We start from the raw sequence: 19,927 nt of genomic DNA, 5'->3' as shown, positions 1-19,927 counted from the left end.
CGCCCTCAGGCGCCGGGCTCGACCGCGACGCCCGCCTCCTCGAAGTCCCGGAGGGCCTTCGCCCGCGTCTCCTCGGCGACGGCCGCCGTGTAGCCGAGCAGGACCGTCGCCCGGAAGCCCTCGCCGACGGCGTCCAGCGCCGTGGCCCGCACGCAGTGGTCGGTGGCGATGCCGACGACGTCGACCTCGTCCACGCCGCGCTCCCGCAGCCACTCGGCCAGGCCCGTCTCGCCGCTCGAGCCCTCGAAACCGGAGTAGGCCGCCTCGTAGGCGCCCTTGTCGAACACGGCCTCGGCGAGCGTGTGGTCGAAGTCGGGGTGGAAGTGCGAGCCCGGCGTGCCGACCACGCAGTGCGGCGGCCACGAGTCCCGGAAGTCCGGCTCGGCCGAGAAGTGGAGCCCCGGGTCGATGTGCCAGTCGCGGGTGGCGACCACATGGTCCCACCGCTCGCGTTCGGCGCCGATGAGCTCGGTGACGCCGCGGGCCACCGCCGCCCCGCCGTCGACGGCCAGCGAGCCGCCCTCACAGAAGTCGTTCTGGACGTCCACCACGATCAATGCCCTGCTCATGTTTCAAAGCCTATCGAGCGGGTACGGATCTGTCAGGGGTGGGACCTTAAAAGGGCCCGGAGGCATCGTCTCCGGGCCCTTTTCTCACGTGGCTCAATGCCCCTTCTTCGACTCCGGGACCAGGTGCCCCCACTTCTCGTCGAAGACGGGCCGCTCGGAGCGGATGCGCGGGATCCGGTCGAAGTTGCGCAGCGGCGGCGGGCAGCTCGTGGCCCACTCCAGGGAGCCGCCGTAGCCCCACGGGTCGTTCGTCTCGACCAGGCGGCCGGACTTCCAGGACTTGAACAGGTTCCAGATGAACGGCAGCGTCGACAGGCCCAGGATGAACGCGCCCACCGTCGAGATCATGTTCAGCGTCGTGAAGCCGTCCCCGGCCTGGTAGTCGACGTAGCGGCGCGGGAAGCCCTCGTTGCCCAGCCAGTGCTGCACCAGGAACGTGGTGTGGAAGCCGATGAACGTCAACCAGAAGTGGACCTTCGCGAGCCGCTCGTCGTACATGCGCCCGGCGACCTTCGGGAACCAGAAGTACACGCCGGCGAAGACCGCGAACACGATCGTGCCGAACAGGACGTAGTGGAAGTGCGCCACCACGAAGTAGGAGTCCGAGACGTGGAAGTCGATGGGCGGGCTGGCGAGCAGGACGCCCGACAGGCCCCCGAGGAGGAAGGTCACCAGGAAGCCGAGGCTGAACAGCATCGGCGCCTCGAAGGTCAGCTGGCCCTTCCACATGGTGCCGATCCAATTGAAGAACTTGACGCCGGTGGGCACGGCGATCAGGAAGGTCATCAGCGAGAAGAACGGCAGCATGACCGCGCCGGTGGCGTACATGTGGTGGGCCCACACCGCCATCGACAGGCCCGCGATGGCGAGGGTGGCCGCGACGAGCGTCTTGTAGCCGAAGATCGGCTTCCTGCTGAAGACCGGGAAGATCTCGGAGACGATGCCGAAGAACGGCAGCGCCACGATGTAGACCTCGGGGTGGCCGAAGAACCAGAACAGGTGCTGCCACAGGATCGCGCCGCCGGTCTCGGCGTCGAACACGTGCGCGCCCAGCTGCCGGTCGGCGACGACCGCGAGGAGCGCGGCGGCCAGGATCGGGAACACCAGGATCATCAGCAGGCTGGTGATGAGGATGTTCCAGGTGAAGATCGGCATCCGGAACATGACCATGCCCGGGGCCCGCATCGTCACGATCGTGGTGATCATGTTGACCGCGCCGAGGATGGTGCCCAGGCCCGAGATGGTCAGGCCGACGAACCACATGTCGGCGCCGATCCCGGGGGAGTTCACGGCGTTCGACAGCGGCTGGTAGGCGAACCAGCCGAACGCGGCCGCGCCGCCGGGCGTGATGAAGCCGGCGACGGCGAGCGTCGAGCCGAACAGGTACAGCCAGTAGGCGTAGGCGTTGAGCCGCGGGAACGCGACGTCGGGGGCGCCGATCTGGAGCGGAACCAAGTAGTTGCCGAAGGCGAACACGATCGGGGTGGCGAACATGAGCAGCATGATCGTGCCGTGCATCGTGAACAGCTGGTTGTACTGCTCGGCGGAGACGATCTGCATCCCCGGTCGGAACAGCTCGGCGCGGATCAGCAGGGCCAGTACGCCGCCGATGCCGAAGAAGGCCATCGACGTCACGAAGTACATCAGGCCGATCTGCTTGGCGTCGGTGGTGCGCAGGGTGCGGGCGAGCCAGGAGCCCCTCGGTTCGCGGCGCACCGGCCAGGGGCGCGCGACGATAGGCGTTGGTTCGACCTTGGGCTCAACCGTGGTCACCTGTGGGCCTCCAGATTCTGTTTCCAGGTAGCGAACGCAGAATAGCCCCCCGATTCGGCTCTCCTGCGGAGGGGGAAGAGCGAAGCGGCGTGGCGGTGCGTGAGCGTTCGGTGGTTATCGCAGGTGGTTCGCATGGTACGGGCGGAGCGCGGCGAGCGGGGCGGACCACCGCGGAGGCCGGCGGCGCCGGTCCGTGAGCAATCTCCTACGCGTCCGCGCGGCGGATGCGGTGGGCCGCCGCCGCGCGGGCCCTCAGCTGCGGGCGTCGGGTTCCAGCGCGGCGTAGACCCGCTTGACGAGCAGCGCGGTCTCGTAGCCGACCTGGCCGAGGTCGCAGCCGGCGTTGGCGAGCACGGCCACCTGGGCGCGGTCGCCGACGGCCATGAGCAGCAGCACGCCCTCGTCCATGTCGATGACCGACTGGCGGATGCGGCCGGCGTTGAGGACCTTGGCCGCCCCCGTCGTCAGGCTGGCGAGCCCGGAGGTGATGGCGGCGAGCTGGTCGGCGCGGTCGGTGGACAGGCCCTGCGACGCCGCGAGGGCGAGTCCGTCGACGGAGACGGTCAGGGCTTCGGAGACGTCCGGCACCTTCTCCACGAAGGAGGTCAGGAGCCAGTCGAGTTCACCGACACTGTTGTCCTTGCTATCCATCTCCCTGCTTTCTACTGAAGTTTTCGTTGTTCGTGTTCCGAGGCCGCCGCGATGCCGGAGGCGAAGCCGGTCAGGCGGTCGCGGATCTCGGCGGGGTCGAGGTCGACGCCGCCCGAGCTCGGTCCCGCGCCGGGGACGGCCCCCGGCAGCAGCCGGGTGCCCGGCGCCCGCCGCGGCAGTTCCGTGCCGTTCGGGCCTCCGGCGGATTCGAGTGCTCTGTTCACCTTCCTGAAGGTAACATCCACCGGCTCCGCCGCGGGTCCCGCAGTGACCGCCGAACCGTTCGGGGCGCCCCCGGAGGGCCCGCGCGTCTGCCCAGCTACCGGGCGTGGTTCGGGCGTCACTCCGGCCTTGAGGGGCCGGGGCACGATCGGCTCGGCGGCGCCCTCGGCGGCCGCGTCGGAGCCGGTGCCGGTCATCGGCAGGTTCGCGGCGTGCGCCGACAGCGCCAGCCGCGCCGAGGAGGTCCCCGGCGCGGTCGGGAGCAGGCCGGCGGTCAGCTCGGCGTGCGCCGAGGCGGGGATGCGGACGAGCGCGAGCGTGCCCTTGCCCATCGTGGAGTGCAGCTGCACGCTGATGGCGTGCTCGGCGGCGAGCCGGCCGACGACCAGGAGGCCCATGGTGGCCGTGAGCTCCGAGTTCAGCTGGGTGGGCTCGGCCAGGCGGCGGTTGATCGCCGACATCTGCTCGGGGTTGAGGCCGATGCCGTCGTCGGCGATGGAGATGACGATCTCCGAGCCCGAGCGGCGGGAGGTGACGCGGACCTGCTGCGTGGGAGGGGAGTAGGAGGCGGCGTTGTCGAGCAGCTCGGCGAGGATGCGGACGACGTCGCCGGCGGGCCTGGTCTCCAGGCGCGCCGAGACCTGGTTCTCGACGACGACGCGCCCGGCGCCCTCGATCTCGGAGACCGCGTCGCGGATGATCGTCTCGATGTCGGCGGGGTGGTTGTAGCGCCGCTGCGGATCGCCGCCGGCCAGCAGCAGCAGGTTCTCCTCGTTGCGCCGCATGCGGCTGAGCAGGTGCTAGACGCTGCGCCACTCGTCGGGGACCTCCGAGGGCGAGTCGTCCACCAGCGACTCCATGACCTGCTGCTGGCGGCGGATGAGGCTCTGCCCGCGCCTGGCGAGGGTCTTCATCATCGCCTCGACGTCGATGCGCAGCAGCGCCTGGTTCGCGGTCTGGCGCAGCGCCTGGTGGTGGGCGGCGCTGAACGCCTCGGCGAGGCTGTCGAGCTCGTCGGAGTAGCGGGCGTCGGTGGCGACGATCGTCTGCCGTTTGGCGGCCTGGAGCAGCCGGTCGACCTCGTCGGCGTTGGAGGCCTGGGAGACCGCGGCGACGGTCTTGGGCAGCGTGTCGTAGGCGGCGGTCAGCGTGGCCTCGCGGACGGAGTCGACGCGCAGGCTGATGCGGCGGGCGAGCATGGCCGCGGAGATGATCGCCGTCAACGCCAGCACGATGATCAGCGCGAATGTGGTCAGCAGCGTCCGCGTCGAGGAGTCGCGCAGGGCGGCGACGTCGCGGTCCAGGACCTCCACGGCCGTGTCCTGGGTCCGGTGCAGGGCGCTGACGACCGCCGCCTGCGCGGCGGAGAACTCGGCGGGCTCCAGGTCGGGGATGTCGCCGTCGAGGTAGATCAGCAGCGCCGCCCGGGCGGTGTCGGCCTCGTCCGTGGCCATCGCGGTGCGGTAGACGTCCCTGATCTCCTCCGAGGCGCTGCTCTCCAGCTCGAGGATCTGGCGGTCGAAGGAGCCGGACAGGTGCGCGACGTTGCCGAGCGACACCCGTCCGACCAGGATCTCGTCGGCGGCGGCCAGCGCGGTCAGGTCGTAGGCGACGCTGAACTGGATCTCGGCGGCGAGCCGTCCCGCCTGGAGCGAGGAGTCCAGCGCGTCCAGGTGGGAGGCGATGGCGGCGTTGTCCACCAGGCCCGGCAGCCGGGAGGTGAGGCTGACGAGCTTGTTCGCGATCGTCTGGTAGGTGATGAACGCGTCCACGACCTCCCGGTCGTTGAAGGTCAGCTCGCCGGAGGCCAGGCGGTCCATGGCGCTTCGGGCGCCGTCGAAGCGCTCGAAGTGGTTGAGCAGCTCGTCCAGGGAGTTGGACAGGGCGGGGAACCGCTCGCTCGCCGGCCCGGCCACGGACCCGAACTCGACCACCGCCTCGTCGGTGCGCTGGCGCAGCGAGTCGATGTCGACCTCGTCCATCGAGCCGGTCAGCGCCGCCTGGAGCATCGGCGCGCCCTCGTCCTGGTGCCCGTCGAGGACGTCGGCGGCCGCTCCGGCGAGGTCGGCGAGCACCTCGGCGTCGGTCGCGTCCTGGTACTCGCCCCACACGTGCACGGTCTGGAACAGCCCCAGCACCAGCATCCCCATCAGCGCGGCGGCGATCGGCAGCATGAGCTGCATCCGGATCGGAAGACGGCTGGTGCGCTGCCGGGCTTTACGGGACATCGGGGGAGTCCTTTCTGGGCGACGAACCGCACTGCGGTGGGGCTGGGACTATCTTCGCTTGTAGTGGCGGTTCGTCGGCGGGCAGGGGTGGATCAGCCGACGAGGGGACGGCCTTCGGGGTAACGGTACAACCGGTGCCTGGTGCGGATCGCGAGGGACGTCGCCAACAGCACCGGCCCGATCCGTCCTCCGTACATCAGTACGATCGACACCACTTTGGAAGGGTCGGAGAGCGCGGCGGTGATGCCCGTCGACTGCCCCACCGTGGCGCCGGCCGAGGTCGCTTCGAAGAGGATGTCGTGGAGCCGCAGGTGCGGCTCGAACATCTGGATCAGGATCGCTCCGGCCGCGATGAAGGCGACGTAGAGCAGCGCCACCGACATGGCCTGCCGGATCACCGAGTCGCTCAGCCGGGTGCGGAACGCCGAGGCCTCGGGTTCGCCGCGGATCTCGGACCAGATGACCCACAGCAGCACGAAGAACGTGGTGACCTTGATGCCGCCGGCCGTGGAGGCCGAGCCGCCGCCGATGAACATCAGGATGACGCCCACCAGGACCGAGTGCGTGTGCATCTCGCCGACCGGGATCGTGTTGTAACCGGTCGAGCGGAGCATGACGTCCTGCATCAGCGCGGGCAGCAGCTTCTGGTGCCACGCGAACGGCCCCAGCGTGGCCGGGTTCGACCACTCGAAGGCCAGGAAGACGACGAACCCGCCGACGAACAGGATCGCCGTCCCGGTCAGCGTCATCTTGGTGTGCAGCGTCCACTTCCTGCGGCCCCAGTCGCGCCGGGCCAGTTCGTACAGGACCGGCATGCCGAGGCCGCCGATGATCGAGGAGGCGATGATCGGGACGATGATCCAGGGGTCGTTCTCGAAGTTCTCCAGCGAGTTCGCGAAGAGGCTGAAGCCGCCGGAGTTGAACGAGCTGATCGAGTGGAAGGCGCCCTGCCAGATCGCCTCGGGCCTTGAGAAGCCGTATTCGAGGTGGAAGCGGCCGGCCAGGAAGGCGGCGGTGACGGTCTCGACGGAGGCCATCACCAGGACCGCGCGGGAGAGGACGCCTCTGACATCGCCCATGTTGATCGCGCGGTTGGTCTCCGCCTGCGCCATCAGCCGCGAGCGGAGTCCGAGCCGCTTGCTGACGACCAGGCCGAGGAAGGCGGCGCTGGCCATGATGCCGAGGCCGCCGATCTGCATGGCGACCATGAGGACGGCCTCGGCGAAGACCGTCCAGTGGGACGAGGTGTCCAGTGTGATCAGTCCGGTGACCGTGACCGCGGAGGTCGCGGTGTACAGCGCGTCTATCAGGCGGGTGCCCGAGTCGGTGGCCTGGGAGATCGGCAGCCACAGCAGCACGGTGGTGGCGGCTATGGTGGCCGCGAACCCCATGGGGACCAGGCGCACGGGGTGACGGGTGAACCAGCCGGTGAAGAAGCGCATGTCAGGTGGTGGAGGCGAACGCCTCGACCTTCTCCGTGCTGCCCGAGACGATGAGGGTGTCGCCTTCGAGGATGACGGTGTCGGGGGTGGCGTAGGTGAAGTCCTCACCGGTCTTCTTGACGCCGACGACGGTCACGCCCCACTTCGAGCGCAGCTTCGACTCGCCCAGCCGCTTGTCGACCGCCTCGGCCGGCGCCCTGGTCTTGACGATCGCGAAGCCGTCGTCGAACTCGATGAAGTCCATCATCTTGCCGCTCACGAGGTGCGCGACCCGCTCGCCCATGGCCGCCTCGGGGTAGACGACGTGGTGGGCGCCGGTGCGGTGCAGGATCTGGCCGTGCTTGGCGTTGATGGCCTTCGCCCAGATCTCGCGGACCCCGGCCTCCTCGCAGGCCAGGACGGTCAGCACGCTCGCCTCGATGTCGGTGCCGATGGCGACCACGACGTGGTCGAACTCGCCCACGCCCAGCTGCGCCAGCACGGCCGAGTCGGTCGAGTCGGCCTGCACCACGTGGGTGAGGGAGTCGGAGGCGCGCTGCACGATCTCGGGGCGCTCGTCGACGGCGAGGACTTCGTGGCCGAGCCTCGTGAGGGATTCGGCGACGGCCGTGCCGAAGCGGCCCAGGCCGATGACGGCCACGGCTTCCTCGGGGGTGACATCGCCCTTGCCGAACAGATTCATAAGCGCCGGTCCTCGCAGTAACGGGTTGACACGCTGTTAGATTCTGCCACTGACCGAGCGTGACGTCGCCGCATACCGCGCCCGGGCCGGTCGGCGTGGCCGCTGGGGAGGGAGCGGAGGCCCCGCGGAGGCCGCCGTCGCGGCCTTCGGGCCGGTATCCGGGAGGGGCGGGCGGGCACGTAAAGAGGGGGCGGCCCTAAACCCCTCATGGCCGCCCCCTCGAACACCCCTAACACTCTCCAAGGATGGAGGAGGTTCCAATTCTACTCTGACAGGACGGCCCGGAGGAAGTCCTGTGTGCGCACTTCTTGGGGATCCGAGAAGATTCTGTCGGGTGTGTCCTCTTCGACGATGACGCCCTGGTCGAACATCATGACGCGGTTGGAGACGTCCTTGGCGAAGCCCATCTCGTGGGTCACGATGAGCATCGTGATGTTCGTGGTGTCGGCGATGTCGCGCAGGACGCCGAGCACGTCGGCCACCAGCTCCGGGTCCAGAGCGGAGGTCACCTCGTCCAGGAGCAGGATGTCCGGGTCCATCGCCAGGGCGCGGGCGATCGCCACGCGCTGCTGCTGCCCGCCCGAGAGCTGGTTGGGGTAGTTGTCCACCTTGTCGGACAGCCCCACCAGGTCGAGCAGGTCGCGGGCCTTGGACTCGGCCTCCTCCTTCGAGCGCTTCAACGTGTGGACCTGCGCCTCGGTGACGTTGCGCAGCACCTTCATGTTCGGGAACAGGTTGAACTGCTGGAAGACCATGCCGACCTTCTGGCGCCGCTGCCTGAGGTAGCGCTCCGAGGCGACGTGCAGCTTCCCGCCCTTCTCCATGTGGGAGTAGGGCGCGCCCTCGACCCAGATGACCCCGCCGTTCTCGTCGGGGTGCTTGACCGGGGTGACGAGTTCCAAGGTCATCAGCAGGCGCAGGATCGTGGTCTTGCCCGAGCCTGAGGGCCCGATGAGCGTCACGCGCTCGCCCGCGCCGATCTCGAAGCTCAGCCCCTTGAGCACCTCGAGGTCCCCGAAGGACTTGTTGACCCGGTCGAACTTGATGATCGGGTCAGTAGTTTGACTTGGCAAGGCGAATCTCCAATCTCCGCATCGCGACCGCCACCGGGTAGGAGGCGGCGAGGAACAGCAGTCCCGCGATGGTGTAGCCCTCGACGTCGCCGGTGTAGTTCAGGCCCGTGTAGGTCTGGACCTGGGCGATCATCTCGATGACGCCGATGGCGAACAGCGTCGGCACTTCCTTGAACATGGCGATGAGCCAGTTCGCGACCGCCGCGGTCGAGCGCCGCATCATCTGCGGCAGGATCACCGCGAACCAGGTGCGGTGGGCCGGCAGGCTCAGGGCCGTGGCCGCCTCCCACTGCCCCTTCGGGATCGCTTCGATCCCGGCGCGGAAGGACTCCGAGGTGTACGAGGCGTAGTGGAGGCCCAGCACCGCCGAGCCGACGGCGAAGGCGCTCCACTCGGGGTTGATGTAGAGGCTGACCGCGTACCACACGAACAGCACCTGCACCAGCAGCGGGGTGTTCCGGATGAACTGCATGAACCAGCTGACGGGGCGGCGGACCGCGGGGGGCGCCGACTGCTCGACGATGGCGACCAGCAGCCCCAGGACCACTGCGATGACGCTCGCGACGAGGGTGACCTGGAGGACGACCCAGAAGCCGTCCAGGACCATCGGGAAGATCTCGGCGGCGCGTTCATTGCTCCAACCGCTCATGCCCGGTCACCTCCTCCTTCCGTGACGACATGGTCGTCGGGCTCCAGCCCGCCCAGCACGCCGCCGACGGTCTCGGTGTCCTTCGTGCGGGTCGTGGGGTGGCCCTGGCCCAGGCCCCGCTTCGCCCGGCGCTCGAGCGCCCGCATGCCGGTCCAGATGAGCCAGGCCAGGATGAAGTAGATGACCAGGATCAGGCCGAGGTGCACCAGCAGGTCCTGCCCCGGACGTCGGCCGAGCGTCTCGGCCCAGGCGGTGAGGTCGATGATCTGCACCAGGGAGACCAGCGCGCTGGCCTTGAGCAGCATGATCGCGAAGGAGCACAGGGACGGGATCATCTCCGGCCAGGCCTGCGGCAGGATCACCAGTCGCATCTTCTGCGCGCTGGTGAAGTTCAGCGCGGTGGCCGCCTCCAACTGCCCCTTGGGGACCGCCGCGATGGCGCCGCGCACCACCTCCGAGGAGTAGGCGCCGTAGTTGAGCGCCAGCGCGATGATCCCGGTCAGGATGGCGTAGTCGAACTGGATGCCCAGCAGCTGCGGCATGGCGTAGGCGAACCAGAACAGCTGCACCACCACCGAGGAGCCGCGGATGAACTCCACGACGGTGCGGGCGGGGGTGCGCACGATGAGGTGCTTCGAACTGGTCATGAGCCCCAGCCCGAAGGCGACGACCAGCGCCAGCGCCGAGGCGCCGACGGTGACCTGGACGGTCACCCAGAACGGCTCGGCATAGCTGGGCAGCGAGTCGATTATGGTCTGCCAGTCCATGGCGCTACTGGTACGTGTCCGGGCAGAGGTCCTCGGCGGTCAGGCCCTCCGGGTGGTTGACGTCGGCGGTGAAGCCGTACGGGGAGACGATGCCCTCCCACGTCGCGGTGTCCTCGAGCAGCGTGGCGACCTCTTCGTTGACCGCGTCGCGGAAATCCGAGTCGCCGGGCTGGAAGACCCCCGCGCCGGCGCCGATGATCTCCTCGCCGCTCTCGGGGTCGATGAGCCAGAAGGGCTCGGTGACCTCGACCTCGGCGTCCGCTTCGGCGGCGAGCTTCAGGTTGGCCGAGGTCAGGCCGATGGCGTCGCAGCGGCCGGCCTTGAGCTCGAGCATGAGGGCGTCGAGGTTCGCCTGGACGTTGATCCGCTCTTCGTCGAAGATCGCGGAGGCGACCTCGTACTCGCTGGTGCCGTTCATGACGCCGATGACGCCGTCGGTCTCGGCCATGTCGTTGAGCGTGGTCCACCCGCCCGGGTTTCCGGCCAGCACCATCAGCGCGTCCGGCATGATGTAGTCCGGGTTCGCGAAGGCCACGGCCTCGCAGCGCTCGGGGGTGATGTACATGCCGGCGACGACCATGTCGTGGGTGCTGCCGAGCCCGGGGATGAGGGACTCCCACTTGGTCTGCTTCCACTCGATCTGGTCGGCCGAGATGCCGAGCTGGTCGAGAATGTAAATGTAGGTGTCGACGGACTGGCCGGTGACCGAGCCGTCCTCGGCGGTGTAGGCGTAGGGGGCTTCGTCGGCGTAGGCGACGCGCAGCTTGCCGCCGTCCTGTGCCTCTTCCAGGAGGCCGCCTCCACCGCCCTCCTCGGTCCGGGAGCAGGCCCCGAGAGCCAGGACGGCCGCGCCGCCGGAGGCGCCGAGCATCAGGTGGCGACGGTTCAGTTTCAAATTGTCTGACACGGTGGTCTCCTCCAGAAACTTTCTCGTGTTCATTGCCGACCTTAGCGTTCTAATGTAAGTTTGTCGACAATCCGATGATCGACGTTCGGTAACGAAATCGCCGGAAAACCACGCAACCGGTGCGCGCTACAACCCAACCTTTCGACAGAGCGTGCGTTACGAGTAGCGCTAAGATGCTGATCAGTACGGACAGAAGGAGAGAGACGGCTGTGTCGGATCGCATGAGCGGGTTGTCGAGCACCCGTCAGGTTGGGCGCCTGGCGCCGGTACGGCGCACCTCTACGGTGGACCTCATCGCCGACACCATCCGCAACGCGATCCTCGACGGCGCGCTCCCTCCCGGGGCTCCCTTGGGGGAGGCCGAACTCGCCTACCAGCTCGGCGTCAGCCGCGGCCCGCTGCGCGAGGCCATGCAGCGCCTGACCGCCGAGGGCCTGCTCGTCATCCCCAGGCGCCGCGGCCTGGCCGTGCGCACCATGACCGCCGAGGACGTCCGCGACATCCACTGGCTGCGCTCCCGCATCGAGGCCGAGCTCGGCCGCCGCCTCCTGGCGCAGCCGCCCGCCGAGCGCAAGCCGATCCTCAAGGAGCTCGGCGTCGAGGTCAAGCGGATGCAGCGCGCCCTGAAGAACGACGACGCCCGCGAACTGGGCGACGCCTACCTCGACTTCCACCGGATCCTGGCCGTCGCGGCCGGGTCGCCGCGGCTGGCGCGCATGACGGGCACCCTGCTCATCGAGACGCGGCTGTGCACCCTCTCCATGTACGAGCACTTCGAGGTCCACCGCGACCTCGCCGGCGAGCACGTCGCCCTCCTGGGCGCGCTGACCGACGGCGACGCCGAGGGCTTCTGCGACCTGCTCGACGCCCACCTCCAGGATGAGGTGCGGCGCCTGCTCGCCGAGCCCGCGGAGGCCAAGCAGGAGGAGGACGAGCGCCTCCTCGCCGAGACCCCCGACGTGCCGCAGCCGCTCGACCGCCTCGACCTGCCCGAGGGCGTCTAGCCCGCCCGCCGCCGCGCGGCGATCCCCGTGCTCGCCCCCACCCCGCATGACCGGCGGGGTACCCCCTTGCCGCCCAAACGGAACGGTCACAGTCAATTTTCCGACTCTTCGTATTCCGTCTCTGGATCGTTCGTTACGGAGTTGATATAAACAGGGCCCAGTCCCCGGACAAAATTCGAGACGGAGCCCAAAATGCCATACCCCCGGCGAATCTCCACAATGGTGGGCACAGCCATCGCCGCGACGCTCGCCGCACTCGTCCTCGTTCCCGCCTCGGCCTGGGCGCAGACCACGGAGTACGTCGCCCTCGGCGACTCCTACGCCTCCGGCGTCGGCACCCGCGACTACATCGACGACGGCTCCGGCTGCAGCCGGAGCGAGTCCGCCTATCCGAGCCTCCTCGCCGCCGAGCTCGACGCGGACCTCACCTTCGCCGCCTGCTCGGGCGCGACGACGACCGACCTCATCGACGACCAGCTCGGCGGCCTCTCCGCGAGCACCGACCTCGTCACCGTCACCGTCGGCGGCAACGACACCGGCTGGGCCTCGGTCATCCAGCAGTGCGCCTACCCGTACCCGCTGACCTGCGACGCGCAGATCGACGAGGCCGAGCGCTACATCCGAGAGGACCTGCCGGGGCGCCTCGCCGCCGCCTACGAGGCGGTCGCGTCCGCGGCGCCGAACGCCGAGGTCATCGTCCTCGGCTACCCGCGCCTGTTCAACGGCGAGGAGTGCAACGTCATCACCCGCATCAGCCCCGAGGAGCAGGCGCGGCTCAACGACGCGGCCGACCTGCTCGCCGAGACCGTCGGAGCGGCGGCCGAGGCGCACGGCCTGCGCCACATCGACATGCGCGACGCCTTCGACGGCCACGCGATCTGCGACGACGTCGAGTGGCTCAACGGGATCTCCTGGCCGATCGCCGAGTCCTACCACCCCAACGTCGACGGCCAGAGGGACGGCTACTTCGCCGAGCTGTCCGCCGCCCTCTGAGCGACACGACGAAGGGCCCCGCCGCGAACGCGGCGGGGCCCTGGTCGTCTCAAGTACTACAGGAAGTTGGCGTCAGGGTCGCAGATCAGCCACTTGTCGTCCTCTTTGACCAGGTCGATGGTCTGGGTCTCGTCGACCGGCTGGCTGCCCAGCTCGCCCATGGTGATCTCGCCGGTGGTCTCCACGTCGACGGTCGCGGTGTCGCCGTCGATGGCCTCGTTGCTGACGGTGTACTCCACGTTCACCTCCATGCCGTCGAGGGCCGAGGACTGCTCCTCGGTGAGCTCGCCGCCGCCGCCGACCTCCGCCAGCGCCGACTCGATCGACTCCTGCGAGCCGGAGCAGAAGTACGGGAGCATGTCGTCGACGACCGCATCGGGGTCGGTGAAGATGTCGCCGGACTCGACCGCGGCCATCGAGGTCTCCATGTACTTCTCCACCACCTCGGTGGGGGAGTCGCCGGCCGACGGCTCGTCGCCGGCCCCGCCGCCGCCCATCTGCCAGACCAGCAGGCCGATCACGGCGCCCAGGACCACGACGCCGCCCACGATGCCGACGATGAGGCCGGTCTTCGACTTCTGCGGCGCGGGCGGCAGGCCGCCCTGCTGCCCGTAACCGGGCTGCTGAGCACCGTACCCGGGCGGCTGCTGGCCGTAGCCCGGCTGCTGGGGCTGCTGGCCGTAGCCCGGCTGCTGCCCGTAACCGGGCTGCTGGGGCTGCTGGCCGTATCCGGGCTGCTGCTGCGGGGAGTAGCCGCCCGGTTGGCCTCCTTGAGGCGGTTGCTGGTTCGGGTCGAAACCCGGTTGTTGCGGCGGGTAGGCCATGATGCTTCCTCAGGTCTCAGGATTCTGTCGCGCCAGGTTAACACGTACGTGCAAGCGGCAAGGGACCCTGCGGGACCCGTGCTACTCGCCCTCGGCCGCCGCCGACTCCTCGTCCTCGCCGGTGTCGAACGTGGGGATCTCGTCGCTGTCGGGCGCCTGCTGCTTCTTGGCCACGGTCGGGTCCAGGCTCGGCCCCTTGGGGATGAGCGACAGCATCGACTCGGGCACGCCGACCGATTCGACGTCCCCGTAGCCGAGCAGCTTCTTGGTGGAGCCGGTCTCGCCGACGTCGACCAGGCCGTAGCGGTAGCCGAGGCTGTCGACCAGGTACGTGATGCCCTGGATGGTCTGCCCCGGACTCGACTGCGCCGACACCAGCGCGGCGGTGCCCGGCGGCAGCACGGGCTGGGCGGTCTGGCCCGGCACGTTGGAGACGATGTCGCCCTCGGAGTTGATGTCCATCGACTCGGCGGCGTCCGTCATCGTCTTGGGCGCCGTCTCGTACATGGCGATCGAGATCTTGGCCTCGTCCTTGCTCAGGTCCGGGTCGAAGACCGCGCACACGGCGAAGCGGGCCGGGTCCACCGTCCACAGCTCCTCGACATCCTGCGGGAAGTCGTCGGAGCCGTACGCGGCCTGCGCGCCGGTGTCGTTCTTCACCTGGGCCGGGATGGTGAGCGTGTCCAGGCCGGTCTCGTCCTGGAGCAGCCGCCGCTCGGTCTCGGTGATCTCGGCGAACTCGTCGCCGTTCGCCCCGTCCTGCATCAGCACGAACAGCTCCTCGCCGGCCTCGACGGTCTGGCCGTACTGGAGGACGCCGTGCTCGTCGGTGGAGACGCCGGAGTCGGTGCCGAAGCCCTCGCCGGGCTCGGCCGCCAGCGCCGCGCCCGAGGGGATCGTCTTCAGCATGTCCTCGTTGAGCGGGATCGACTCGGCCCGCTGGAGGTCCAGCACGTTCAGCACCCGCTCGTCCTGAATCTCGTACTTCCGGTCGTTCCACAGCAGGTAGAGGTCCTGCTCGGCGGGGTCGGCGACGGCGGTCCTGGCCAGCAGCCACTGGTCTTGGCCGAGCCACTCGGGCGCGGGCAGGTCCTCCACCACGAGCTGCGTCAGCATGTGGCTGTCCTTGCTGCCCTCTTCGGCGGGCATCGTGCAGGCGTTCCAGTTCTCGCTCTGCAGGAGGCTGTCGGGCGGCGGCGGCTCCGCGGGCGCGCCCGTGATGCCGATGGGGAAGCCGCGCGGGACGCCCTCCAGCGACTCGGGCTTGAGGTCCTGGACCGGCGGCTCGCCGTCGTAGGGCTGGAGCAGCAGCAGCGCCGAAGTGTAGTTGGCGACCGGCCACAGCTTCGCCGGCTCGCCGGCCTCCTCGTCGCCCGGCGCGTAGGTGTAGACGTAGATCGCCTGCGTGCCCTTGACGGTGATGATCGATCCGATGACGGGGTCCTCGTTGCCCTTGTTGAGCAGCGCGGCGATCGCGAAACCGGCGAAGATGAGCACCATGATCATCACCGAGACGAAGATCGAGACGCCGATGCGCCGCAGCGGACGCTCGACCGAGTCGGGGTTCGCCAGGACCAGAGCCTGGTTCATCCGCGAGGTGATGAAGCGGTGGGCGTCCACCTGTTCGCGGCGGGAACGCATCTGCGGCATCGGATTCGGCCTCTCTCGGGATCGGCTCGGGGGCGGGGGTCAGCCGCGCAGGGTCAGCGCGAAGGAGTACAGGTGGCAGATCCAGCCGGCCAGCGGCAGGATCGACACGATCAGGAGCGCCTCGCAGATGTCGAGCATGCGGCCCCACGTCGGGGCGATCTTCTTGCCCGCCACGGCCAGGCCGTAGACCATCGCGATCAGGGTCAGCAGCGTCAGCGCGCCCAGGATCGCGACCAGGCGCACGAAGGTGCCGCCGTCGATGAAGATCGCGGTGAGCACCGCGGCCAGGCCGCCCATGCCCGCGGCGAGCATGACGATGCGGGCCGGGCGGTCCTCGATGGTGCGCGAGCGGCTGAGCAGGACCAGGGCGATGACCGTGGCCAGGATGACGCCGGGCGTGGTGCCGGAGAACGCCAGCGCGATCGTCGAGACCACGCCGACCACGGCCGCGAAGGCGTACAGCGCCTCGAGGTAGTTCCCGGCGTGCTCGGAGAGCTTGAGGATCCGCTTGCCGTCGACGGACTCGGCGTCGCCCTCCTTGAGCTCCTCGGTGGTGGCCGGCAGCTGCGGGGTGGGCACCATCGCCATGGTCAGCGACAGGCGCGGCGCCGAGGGCAGGATCGCCAGGGCCAGCGGCGCGGCGATCGCCGCGCCGGTCGCCGCGGTGGCCGGGTAGTTGGGGTGGTCGACGAGGATCATGAAGCCCACGGCCACGGCCAGCACGACCGCGCCGAGGATCGAGGTGATGAACACCGGAGCCGAGGCCATGTCGCCGACGGCGACCATGCTGAGCACGCTGAACAGCAGGATCGCCGCGGCGGCGATCATGACGTGCGGCGCGGCCAGGTCGGAGATCCTCGTGTCTCCGGCGGCCAGGAGCAGGCCGCCGACCCCGCCGTAGAACACGGCGGTGACGCCGAAGTAGGTGGCCGCGCGCGAATCGCCGACCGCGCGTGACAGCAGCAGCGAGGCGCCGACGAGGACGAACGCCACGCCCAGCGCGACGACCGCGCCCGGCAGCTGCGGCGGGCCGGTGAACAGCACCGCGATGGCGCCCGCGGCCAGGGCCGCGGTGCCGACGCCGGTGGCGAAGCGCTTCGTCGCCAGGTGGTCCCAGCGGTTGCCGCGCTGCTCGGTGGCGGTGGCGACGGCGTCGATGACGTCGTCGAAGACGATCTCGGGCTTGGCCGCGTCGGCCGGGTTCAGGTACAGCATCTCGCCGTCGGTGATCGACAGCTGCGAGCACGAGTGGCCCGTGTCGAGCGGCTCCTCGCCGAGCCTGGACAGGATCCAGCCGCCGTTGTCGCCGGCCTCGTCGATGTAGTACTCCCCGGCCTGGTGCAGGATGGTCGGCAGGAGGTCGGACAGTGGGACGTCTGAGGGCAACGCGAGGTCGATCCTCGTGCGAGGGCTGACGATCGTCACCCTGCTCAGGGTGGCCGACTTGGTGCTCACCGCGCGAACCTCCGGGTCGGGTCGAAACTGGGGGGACTCGTCCAGGATAAATCCTCCGCGCAACCGAGCACGGGCGCCCGGTGGCGATGCGGTTCTACCCTGACAGTGCGATACTCGACAGAGCGCACTTATATCTTTTATACGGCAAGACCAAAATTACCGCTCGCAAGCTTCGCTGTGAGCGCCGGATTACAGCTCGCAAGCTCCGCCGTGAGTGTTGCGTCACGGCCCGCAAGCGGCCTCGCCGAAGTTCGCGAGACGCGAGCGAGTCGAGCTGTGGCAGGCGCCTCCCCCGGTGATTGAGTACAAGGACCCATTGTGACGACCAAACTCTTCCGCAGGCCGCCGCGTAAACGCGGTCCGCAGGCCCCGCGCGGCGACATCCTGCTCGAATCCCCGCCGGACATGCCCGACCCGCAGCCGAAGTCGATCAGCCAGTACCTCATGATCCTGCCGATGCTGTGCGGCGCGGGCGCCATGACGCTGATGATGATGCGCCGCGGCGGCGCCGGCGGCGGGGTCGACCCGCTCATGATGGCCATGGGCGCCATGATGGGCATCTCGATGATCGGCATGATGGCCACCAACATCACCTCGAACCGCGGCCAGAAGAAGGCCGAGTTCAACGCCGACCGCCGCGACTACATGCGCTACCTCAACCAGGTCCGCCGCCGCGCCAGGAAGGGCGCCGAGCGGCAGTGGCGGGCGGCGCGCTGGCGCCACCCCGACCCCCGCGCGCTGTGGTCGCTGGTCGGCTCGCGCCGGATGTGGGAGCGGCGCCCCAAGGACGACGACTCGCTCGAGGTCAGAGTCGGCGTCGGCAAGCAGCGCATGACGATGAAGCTGGTGCCTCCCGAGACGAAGCCGGTCGAGGACCTCGAGCCGATGACGTCGATGGCGCTCAGGCGCTTCGTGGCGGCGCACTCCAACGTCATCGACATCCCGCGTTCGATGAAGTACACCGAGGCCGGGCGCATGGTCCTGCGCGGCGACCGGGCCCTGGTGATGGACAACCTGCGCGCCCAGCTCTGCCAGCTGGCGGTCCTGCACTCGCCCGACGACGTCCTGATCGCCGTCGTCGCCGACAACGAGCGCATGCCCGAGTGGCACTGGATGAAGTGGCTGCCGCACCTCCAGCACCCCAGCGAGGAGGACGGCGCCGGACCGGTGCGCATGTTCTACAACTCCACCGGCCAGCTCGAGACCGCCCTGCGCGACCAGATGGCCAGCCGCGCCGGATGGTCGCCGGGGGCCACCTCCGGCGAGGGCGAGCGGCACCTGGTGATCATCCTCGACGGCGGCGAGGTCGACCCGACCGGGATCGTCGCCGCCGGCGGCATGGCCGGGGTCACCGTCTTCGACTTCTCCGGCTACCTGCCGCGCAAGCCCGGACCGGACACCAAGCTGTTCGACGTCGCCGTCGAGGAGATCCGCACCGACCAGGCCGGGCGCCGGCGCGTCCTCGGCAGGCCCGACCGGCTCTCGTACAACCAGGCCGAGGGCATCGCCCGGAGCCTGTCCCCGTGGCGCCTGACGCTCAAGGGCGCGGGCGGCTCCACCGAGTCCGGCGACGAAGAGGCCTCGCCGATGGCGAACCCGTCGAGCCTGCCGGAGATGCTGGGCTTCAACGACGCCGCCGCGCTCGACCCGGCCGTCCACTGGCGCGAGAAGCCGATCAAGGACTACCTGAAGGTCCCGATCGGGCCCGGCCCGGACGGCGCGATCGTCGACATCGACTTCAAGGAGGCCGCCGTCGGCGGCATGGGCCCGCACGGCCTGCTCATCGGCGCCACCGGCTCCGGCAAGTCGGAGGTGCTGCGCACCATCGTCGGCTCCCTGATCGCCACGCACTCCTCCGAGGAGCTCAACTTCATCCTCGTCGACTTCAAGGGCGGCGCCACGTTCGCGGCCCTGGACGAGCTGCCGCACGTCTCGGCGGTCATCACGAACCTGGCCGACGAGATCGAGCTGGTCGACCGCATGCAGGACGCCCTCGAAGGCGAGCTGGTGCGGCGCCAGGAGGAGCTGCGCCGCGCCGGCAACTTCACCAACCGGTGGGAGTACGAGAAGGCCCGCGCCGCGGGGCAGCCGCTCGATCCGATGCCGACGCTGCTGATCATCGCCGACGAGTTCTCCGAGATGCTCGTCGCCAAGCCCGAGTTCATCAACCTGTTCCTCCAGATCGGCCGCATCGGCCGCTCGATCGGCGTGCACATGCTGCTGGCCTCGCAGCGCCTGGAGGAGGGCAAGCTCAAGGGCCTGGACACCTTCCTGTCCTACCGGGTGGCGCTGCGGACCTTCTCGGCGCAGGAGTCGCGCACCGTCATCGGCTCCGGCGCGGCCTATGAGCTGCCGCAGCAGCCGGGCCACGGCTACCTCCAGGTCGGCACCGAGGACCTGGTGCGCTTCCGCGCCGCCTACGTCGGCGGGACCTACAAGCCGCCGAAGAAGATCGCCTCGCGCGCCGAGCGCATCGCCGCCGTGCAGCACAAGGTGCAGCGGTTCCTGCCCGGCCGCGTCGAGCTGCCGCCCGAACCGGAGCCCGAGGAGGAGCCCGAGGAGGTCGTGGCCGAGGTCGAGGAGGACGAGAACGAGAAGCTCTCCGAACTCGAGGTCATGGTCAACAACTGCCTGGGGATGGGCCGCCCGGCCCACCAGGTGTGGCTGCCGCCGCTGGCCGATCCGCCCACGCTCGACCAGCTGCTGCCGCCGCTGGAGATCGACCCGGTCCGGGGCCTGACCCCGCAGGGCTTCGCGCTCAACGGGAAGCTCCACGCCGTCATCGGCGACGAGGACCGGCCGTTCGAGCAGAAGCGCAGCCCGTTCATCGTCGACCTCTCCGGCGCGCAGGGCACCGTCGCCATCGCCGGCGGGGCCCAGTCGGGCAAGTCGACGATGCTGCGGACCATGATCGGCTCGCTGGCGCTGACGCACACCCCGCGCGAGGTGCAGTTCTACTGCCTCGACTTCGGCGGCGGCACGCTGCGCGGCATCGAGGAGCTCCCGCACGTCGCCGGCGTCTTCGGCCGCCAGGAAGA

At 69.4% G+C, this 19,927-nt stretch carries 17 protein-coding genes; 3 read left to right on the top strand and 14 right to left on the bottom strand.

Annotated features, from left to right (window positions below):
* Window positions 1-5: 5 nt before the first annotated feature.
* From YWW_RS0116070 to YWW_RS30940, 11 genes are all read right to left on the bottom strand, one after another.
* A complete protein-coding gene (locus YWW_RS0116070) occupies window positions 6-569 on the bottom strand; it encodes a nicotinamidase (RefSeq protein ID WP_026930908.1) in 564 nt (187 codons plus the stop codon).
* A gap of 93 nt (window positions 570-662) precedes the next feature.
* A complete protein-coding gene (ctaD, locus tag YWW_RS30945) occupies window positions 663-2,342 on the bottom strand; it encodes an aa3-type cytochrome oxidase subunit I (protein WP_035700502.1) in 1,680 nt (559 codons plus the stop codon).
* Window positions 2,343-2,594: 252 nt separating this feature from the next.
* Entirely contained in the window at window positions 2,595-2,993 is a 399-nt protein-coding gene (locus YWW_RS0116060) for a roadblock/LC7 domain-containing protein (protein ID WP_026930907.1), read from the bottom strand.
* 11 nt (window positions 2,994-3,004) lie between these two features.
* Complete coding sequence (locus YWW_RS0116055; RefSeq protein WP_026930906.1) at window positions 3,005-4,000, bottom strand: sensor histidine kinase; 996 nt, start codon at window positions 3,998-4,000, stop codon at window positions 3,005-3,007.
* A 15-nt stretch (window positions 4,001-4,015) separates the two neighbouring features.
* The gene (locus tag YWW_RS0116050; protein ID WP_155830208.1) at window positions 4,016-5,443 is read right to left on the bottom strand and encodes a hypothetical protein; all 1,428 of its coding nucleotides are present in this window, start codon (window positions 5,441-5,443) and stop codon (window positions 4,016-4,018) included.
* A 92-nt stretch (window positions 5,444-5,535) separates the two neighbouring features.
* A complete protein-coding gene (locus YWW_RS0116045) occupies window positions 5,536-6,885 on the bottom strand; it encodes a TrkH family potassium uptake protein (RefSeq protein ID WP_026930904.1) in 1,350 nt (449 codons plus the stop codon).
* Between the two features lies 1 nt (window position 6,886).
* Entirely contained in the window at window positions 6,887-7,567 is a 681-nt protein-coding gene (locus tag YWW_RS0116040) for a potassium channel family protein (protein WP_051325906.1), read from the bottom strand.
* A 263-nt stretch (window positions 7,568-7,830) separates the two neighbouring features.
* The gene (locus tag YWW_RS0116035) at window positions 7,831-8,640 is read right to left on the bottom strand and encodes an amino acid ABC transporter ATP-binding protein (protein ID WP_342673578.1); all 810 of its coding nucleotides are present in this window, start codon (window positions 8,638-8,640) and stop codon (window positions 7,831-7,833) included.
* Entirely contained in the window at window positions 8,621-9,289 is a 669-nt protein-coding gene (locus YWW_RS0116030) for an amino acid ABC transporter permease (RefSeq protein WP_026930901.1), read from the bottom strand. Before YWW_RS0116030 ends, YWW_RS0116035 begins: the two co-directional genes overlap by 20 nt.
* The gene (gene ehuC, locus YWW_RS0116025; protein ID WP_026930900.1) at window positions 9,286-10,056 is read right to left on the bottom strand and encodes an ectoine/hydroxyectoine ABC transporter permease subunit EhuC; all 771 of its coding nucleotides are present in this window, start codon (window positions 10,054-10,056) and stop codon (window positions 9,286-9,288) included. The genes YWW_RS0116030 and ehuC overlap by 4 nt, the downstream gene beginning before the upstream one ends.
* Before the next feature lie 4 nt (window positions 10,057-10,060).
* The gene (locus tag YWW_RS30940; RefSeq protein WP_162145962.1) at window positions 10,061-10,963 is read right to left on the bottom strand and encodes a transporter substrate-binding domain-containing protein; all 903 of its coding nucleotides are present in this window, start codon (window positions 10,961-10,963) and stop codon (window positions 10,061-10,063) included.
* Between the two features lie 230 nt (window positions 10,964-11,193).
* Between YWW_RS30940 and YWW_RS30935 the strand changes: the two genes are divergently transcribed.
* Together YWW_RS30935 and YWW_RS0116010 are read left to right on the top strand one after the other, a co-directional pair.
* Window positions 11,194-11,967 carry a GntR family transcriptional regulator gene (locus tag YWW_RS30935; RefSeq protein ID WP_211228589.1) on the top strand — a complete coding sequence of 258 codons (774 nt, stop codon included), beginning with the start codon at window positions 11,194-11,196 and terminating at the stop codon, window positions 11,965-11,967.
* Window positions 11,968-12,186: 219 nt separating this feature from the next.
* On the top strand, window positions 12,187-12,960 hold the full coding sequence (locus tag YWW_RS0116010; protein ID WP_026930899.1) for an SGNH/GDSL hydrolase family protein: 774 nt from the start codon (window positions 12,187-12,189) through the stop codon (window positions 12,958-12,960).
* 56 nt (window positions 12,961-13,016) lie between these two features.
* Here YWW_RS0116010 and YWW_RS36925 read toward each other — a convergent pair whose 3' ends face one another.
* The 3 genes from YWW_RS36925 to eccD form a co-directional block, all read right to left on the bottom strand.
* On the bottom strand, window positions 13,017-13,784 hold the full coding sequence (locus YWW_RS36925; RefSeq protein WP_051325903.1) for a nuclear transport factor 2 family protein: 768 nt from the start codon (window positions 13,782-13,784) through the stop codon (window positions 13,017-13,019).
* Window positions 13,785-13,865: 81 nt separating this feature from the next.
* On the bottom strand, window positions 13,866-15,425 hold the full coding sequence (gene eccB, locus YWW_RS0116000; RefSeq protein WP_162145961.1) for a type VII secretion protein EccB: 1,560 nt from the start codon (window positions 15,423-15,425) through the stop codon (window positions 13,866-13,868).
* Window positions 15,426-15,473: 48 nt separating this feature from the next.
* Complete coding sequence (gene eccD / locus YWW_RS0115995) at window positions 15,474-16,889, bottom strand: type VII secretion integral membrane protein EccD (protein WP_026930897.1); 1,416 nt, start codon at window positions 16,887-16,889, stop codon at window positions 15,474-15,476.
* A gap of 318 nt (window positions 16,890-17,207) precedes the next feature.
* Between eccD and eccCa the strand changes: the two genes are divergently transcribed.
* Window positions 17,208-19,927: type VII secretion protein EccCa (eccCa, locus tag YWW_RS0115990; RefSeq protein WP_026930896.1), on the top strand; the 2,720-nt coding region annotated here is incomplete at its 3' end.

It is taken from the genome of Glycomyces tenuis DSM 44171, assembly GCF_000427885.1.
Lineage (GTDB): Bacteria > Actinomycetota > Actinomycetes > Mycobacteriales > Micromonosporaceae > Glycomyces > Glycomyces tenuis.
The sequence above is the reverse complement of the archived record's forward strand: the minus strand, read 5'-3'. Positions and strand labels throughout refer to the sequence as shown.

Bases quoted from the DNA above. Each gene is read 5' to 3' on its own strand.
- YWW_RS0116070 (WP_026930908.1), bottom strand. From the start codon at position 569: ATGAGCAGGGCATTGATCGTGGTGGACGTCCAGAACGACTTCTGTGAG.
- YWW_RS0116060 (WP_026930907.1), bottom strand. From the start codon at position 2,993: ATGGATAGCAAGGACAACAGTGTCGGTGAACTCGACTGGCTCCTGACC.
- YWW_RS0116055 (WP_026930906.1), bottom strand. From the start codon at position 4,000: ATGCGGCGCAACGAGGAGAACCTGCTGCTGCTGGCCGGCGGCGATCCG.
- YWW_RS0116050 (WP_155830208.1), bottom strand. From the start codon at position 5,443: ATGTCCCGTAAAGCCCGGCAGCGCACCAGCCGTCTTCCGATCCGGATG.
- YWW_RS0116045 (WP_026930904.1), bottom strand. From the start codon at position 6,885: ATGCGCTTCTTCACCGGCTGGTTCACCCGTCACCCCGTGCGCCTGGTC.
- YWW_RS0116040 (WP_051325906.1), bottom strand. From the start codon at position 7,567: ATGAATCTGTTCGGCAAGGGCGATGTCACCCCCGAGGAAGCCGTGGCC.
- YWW_RS0116030 (WP_026930901.1), bottom strand. From the start codon at position 9,289: ATGAGCGGTTGGAGCAATGAACGCGCCGCCGAGATCTTCCCGATGGTC.
- ehuC (WP_026930900.1), bottom strand. From the start codon at position 10,056: ATGGACTGGCAGACCATAATCGACTCGCTGCCCAGCTATGCCGAGCCG.
- YWW_RS0116010 (WP_026930899.1), top strand. From the start codon at position 12,187: ATGGTGGGCACAGCCATCGCCGCGACGCTCGCCGCACTCGTCCTCGTT.
- YWW_RS36925 (WP_051325903.1), bottom strand. From the start codon at position 13,784: ATGGCCTACCCGCCGCAACAACCGGGTTTCGACCCGAACCAGCAACCG.
- eccB (WP_162145961.1), bottom strand. From the start codon at position 15,425: ATGCGTTCCCGCCGCGAACAGGTGGACGCCCACCGCTTCATCACCTCG.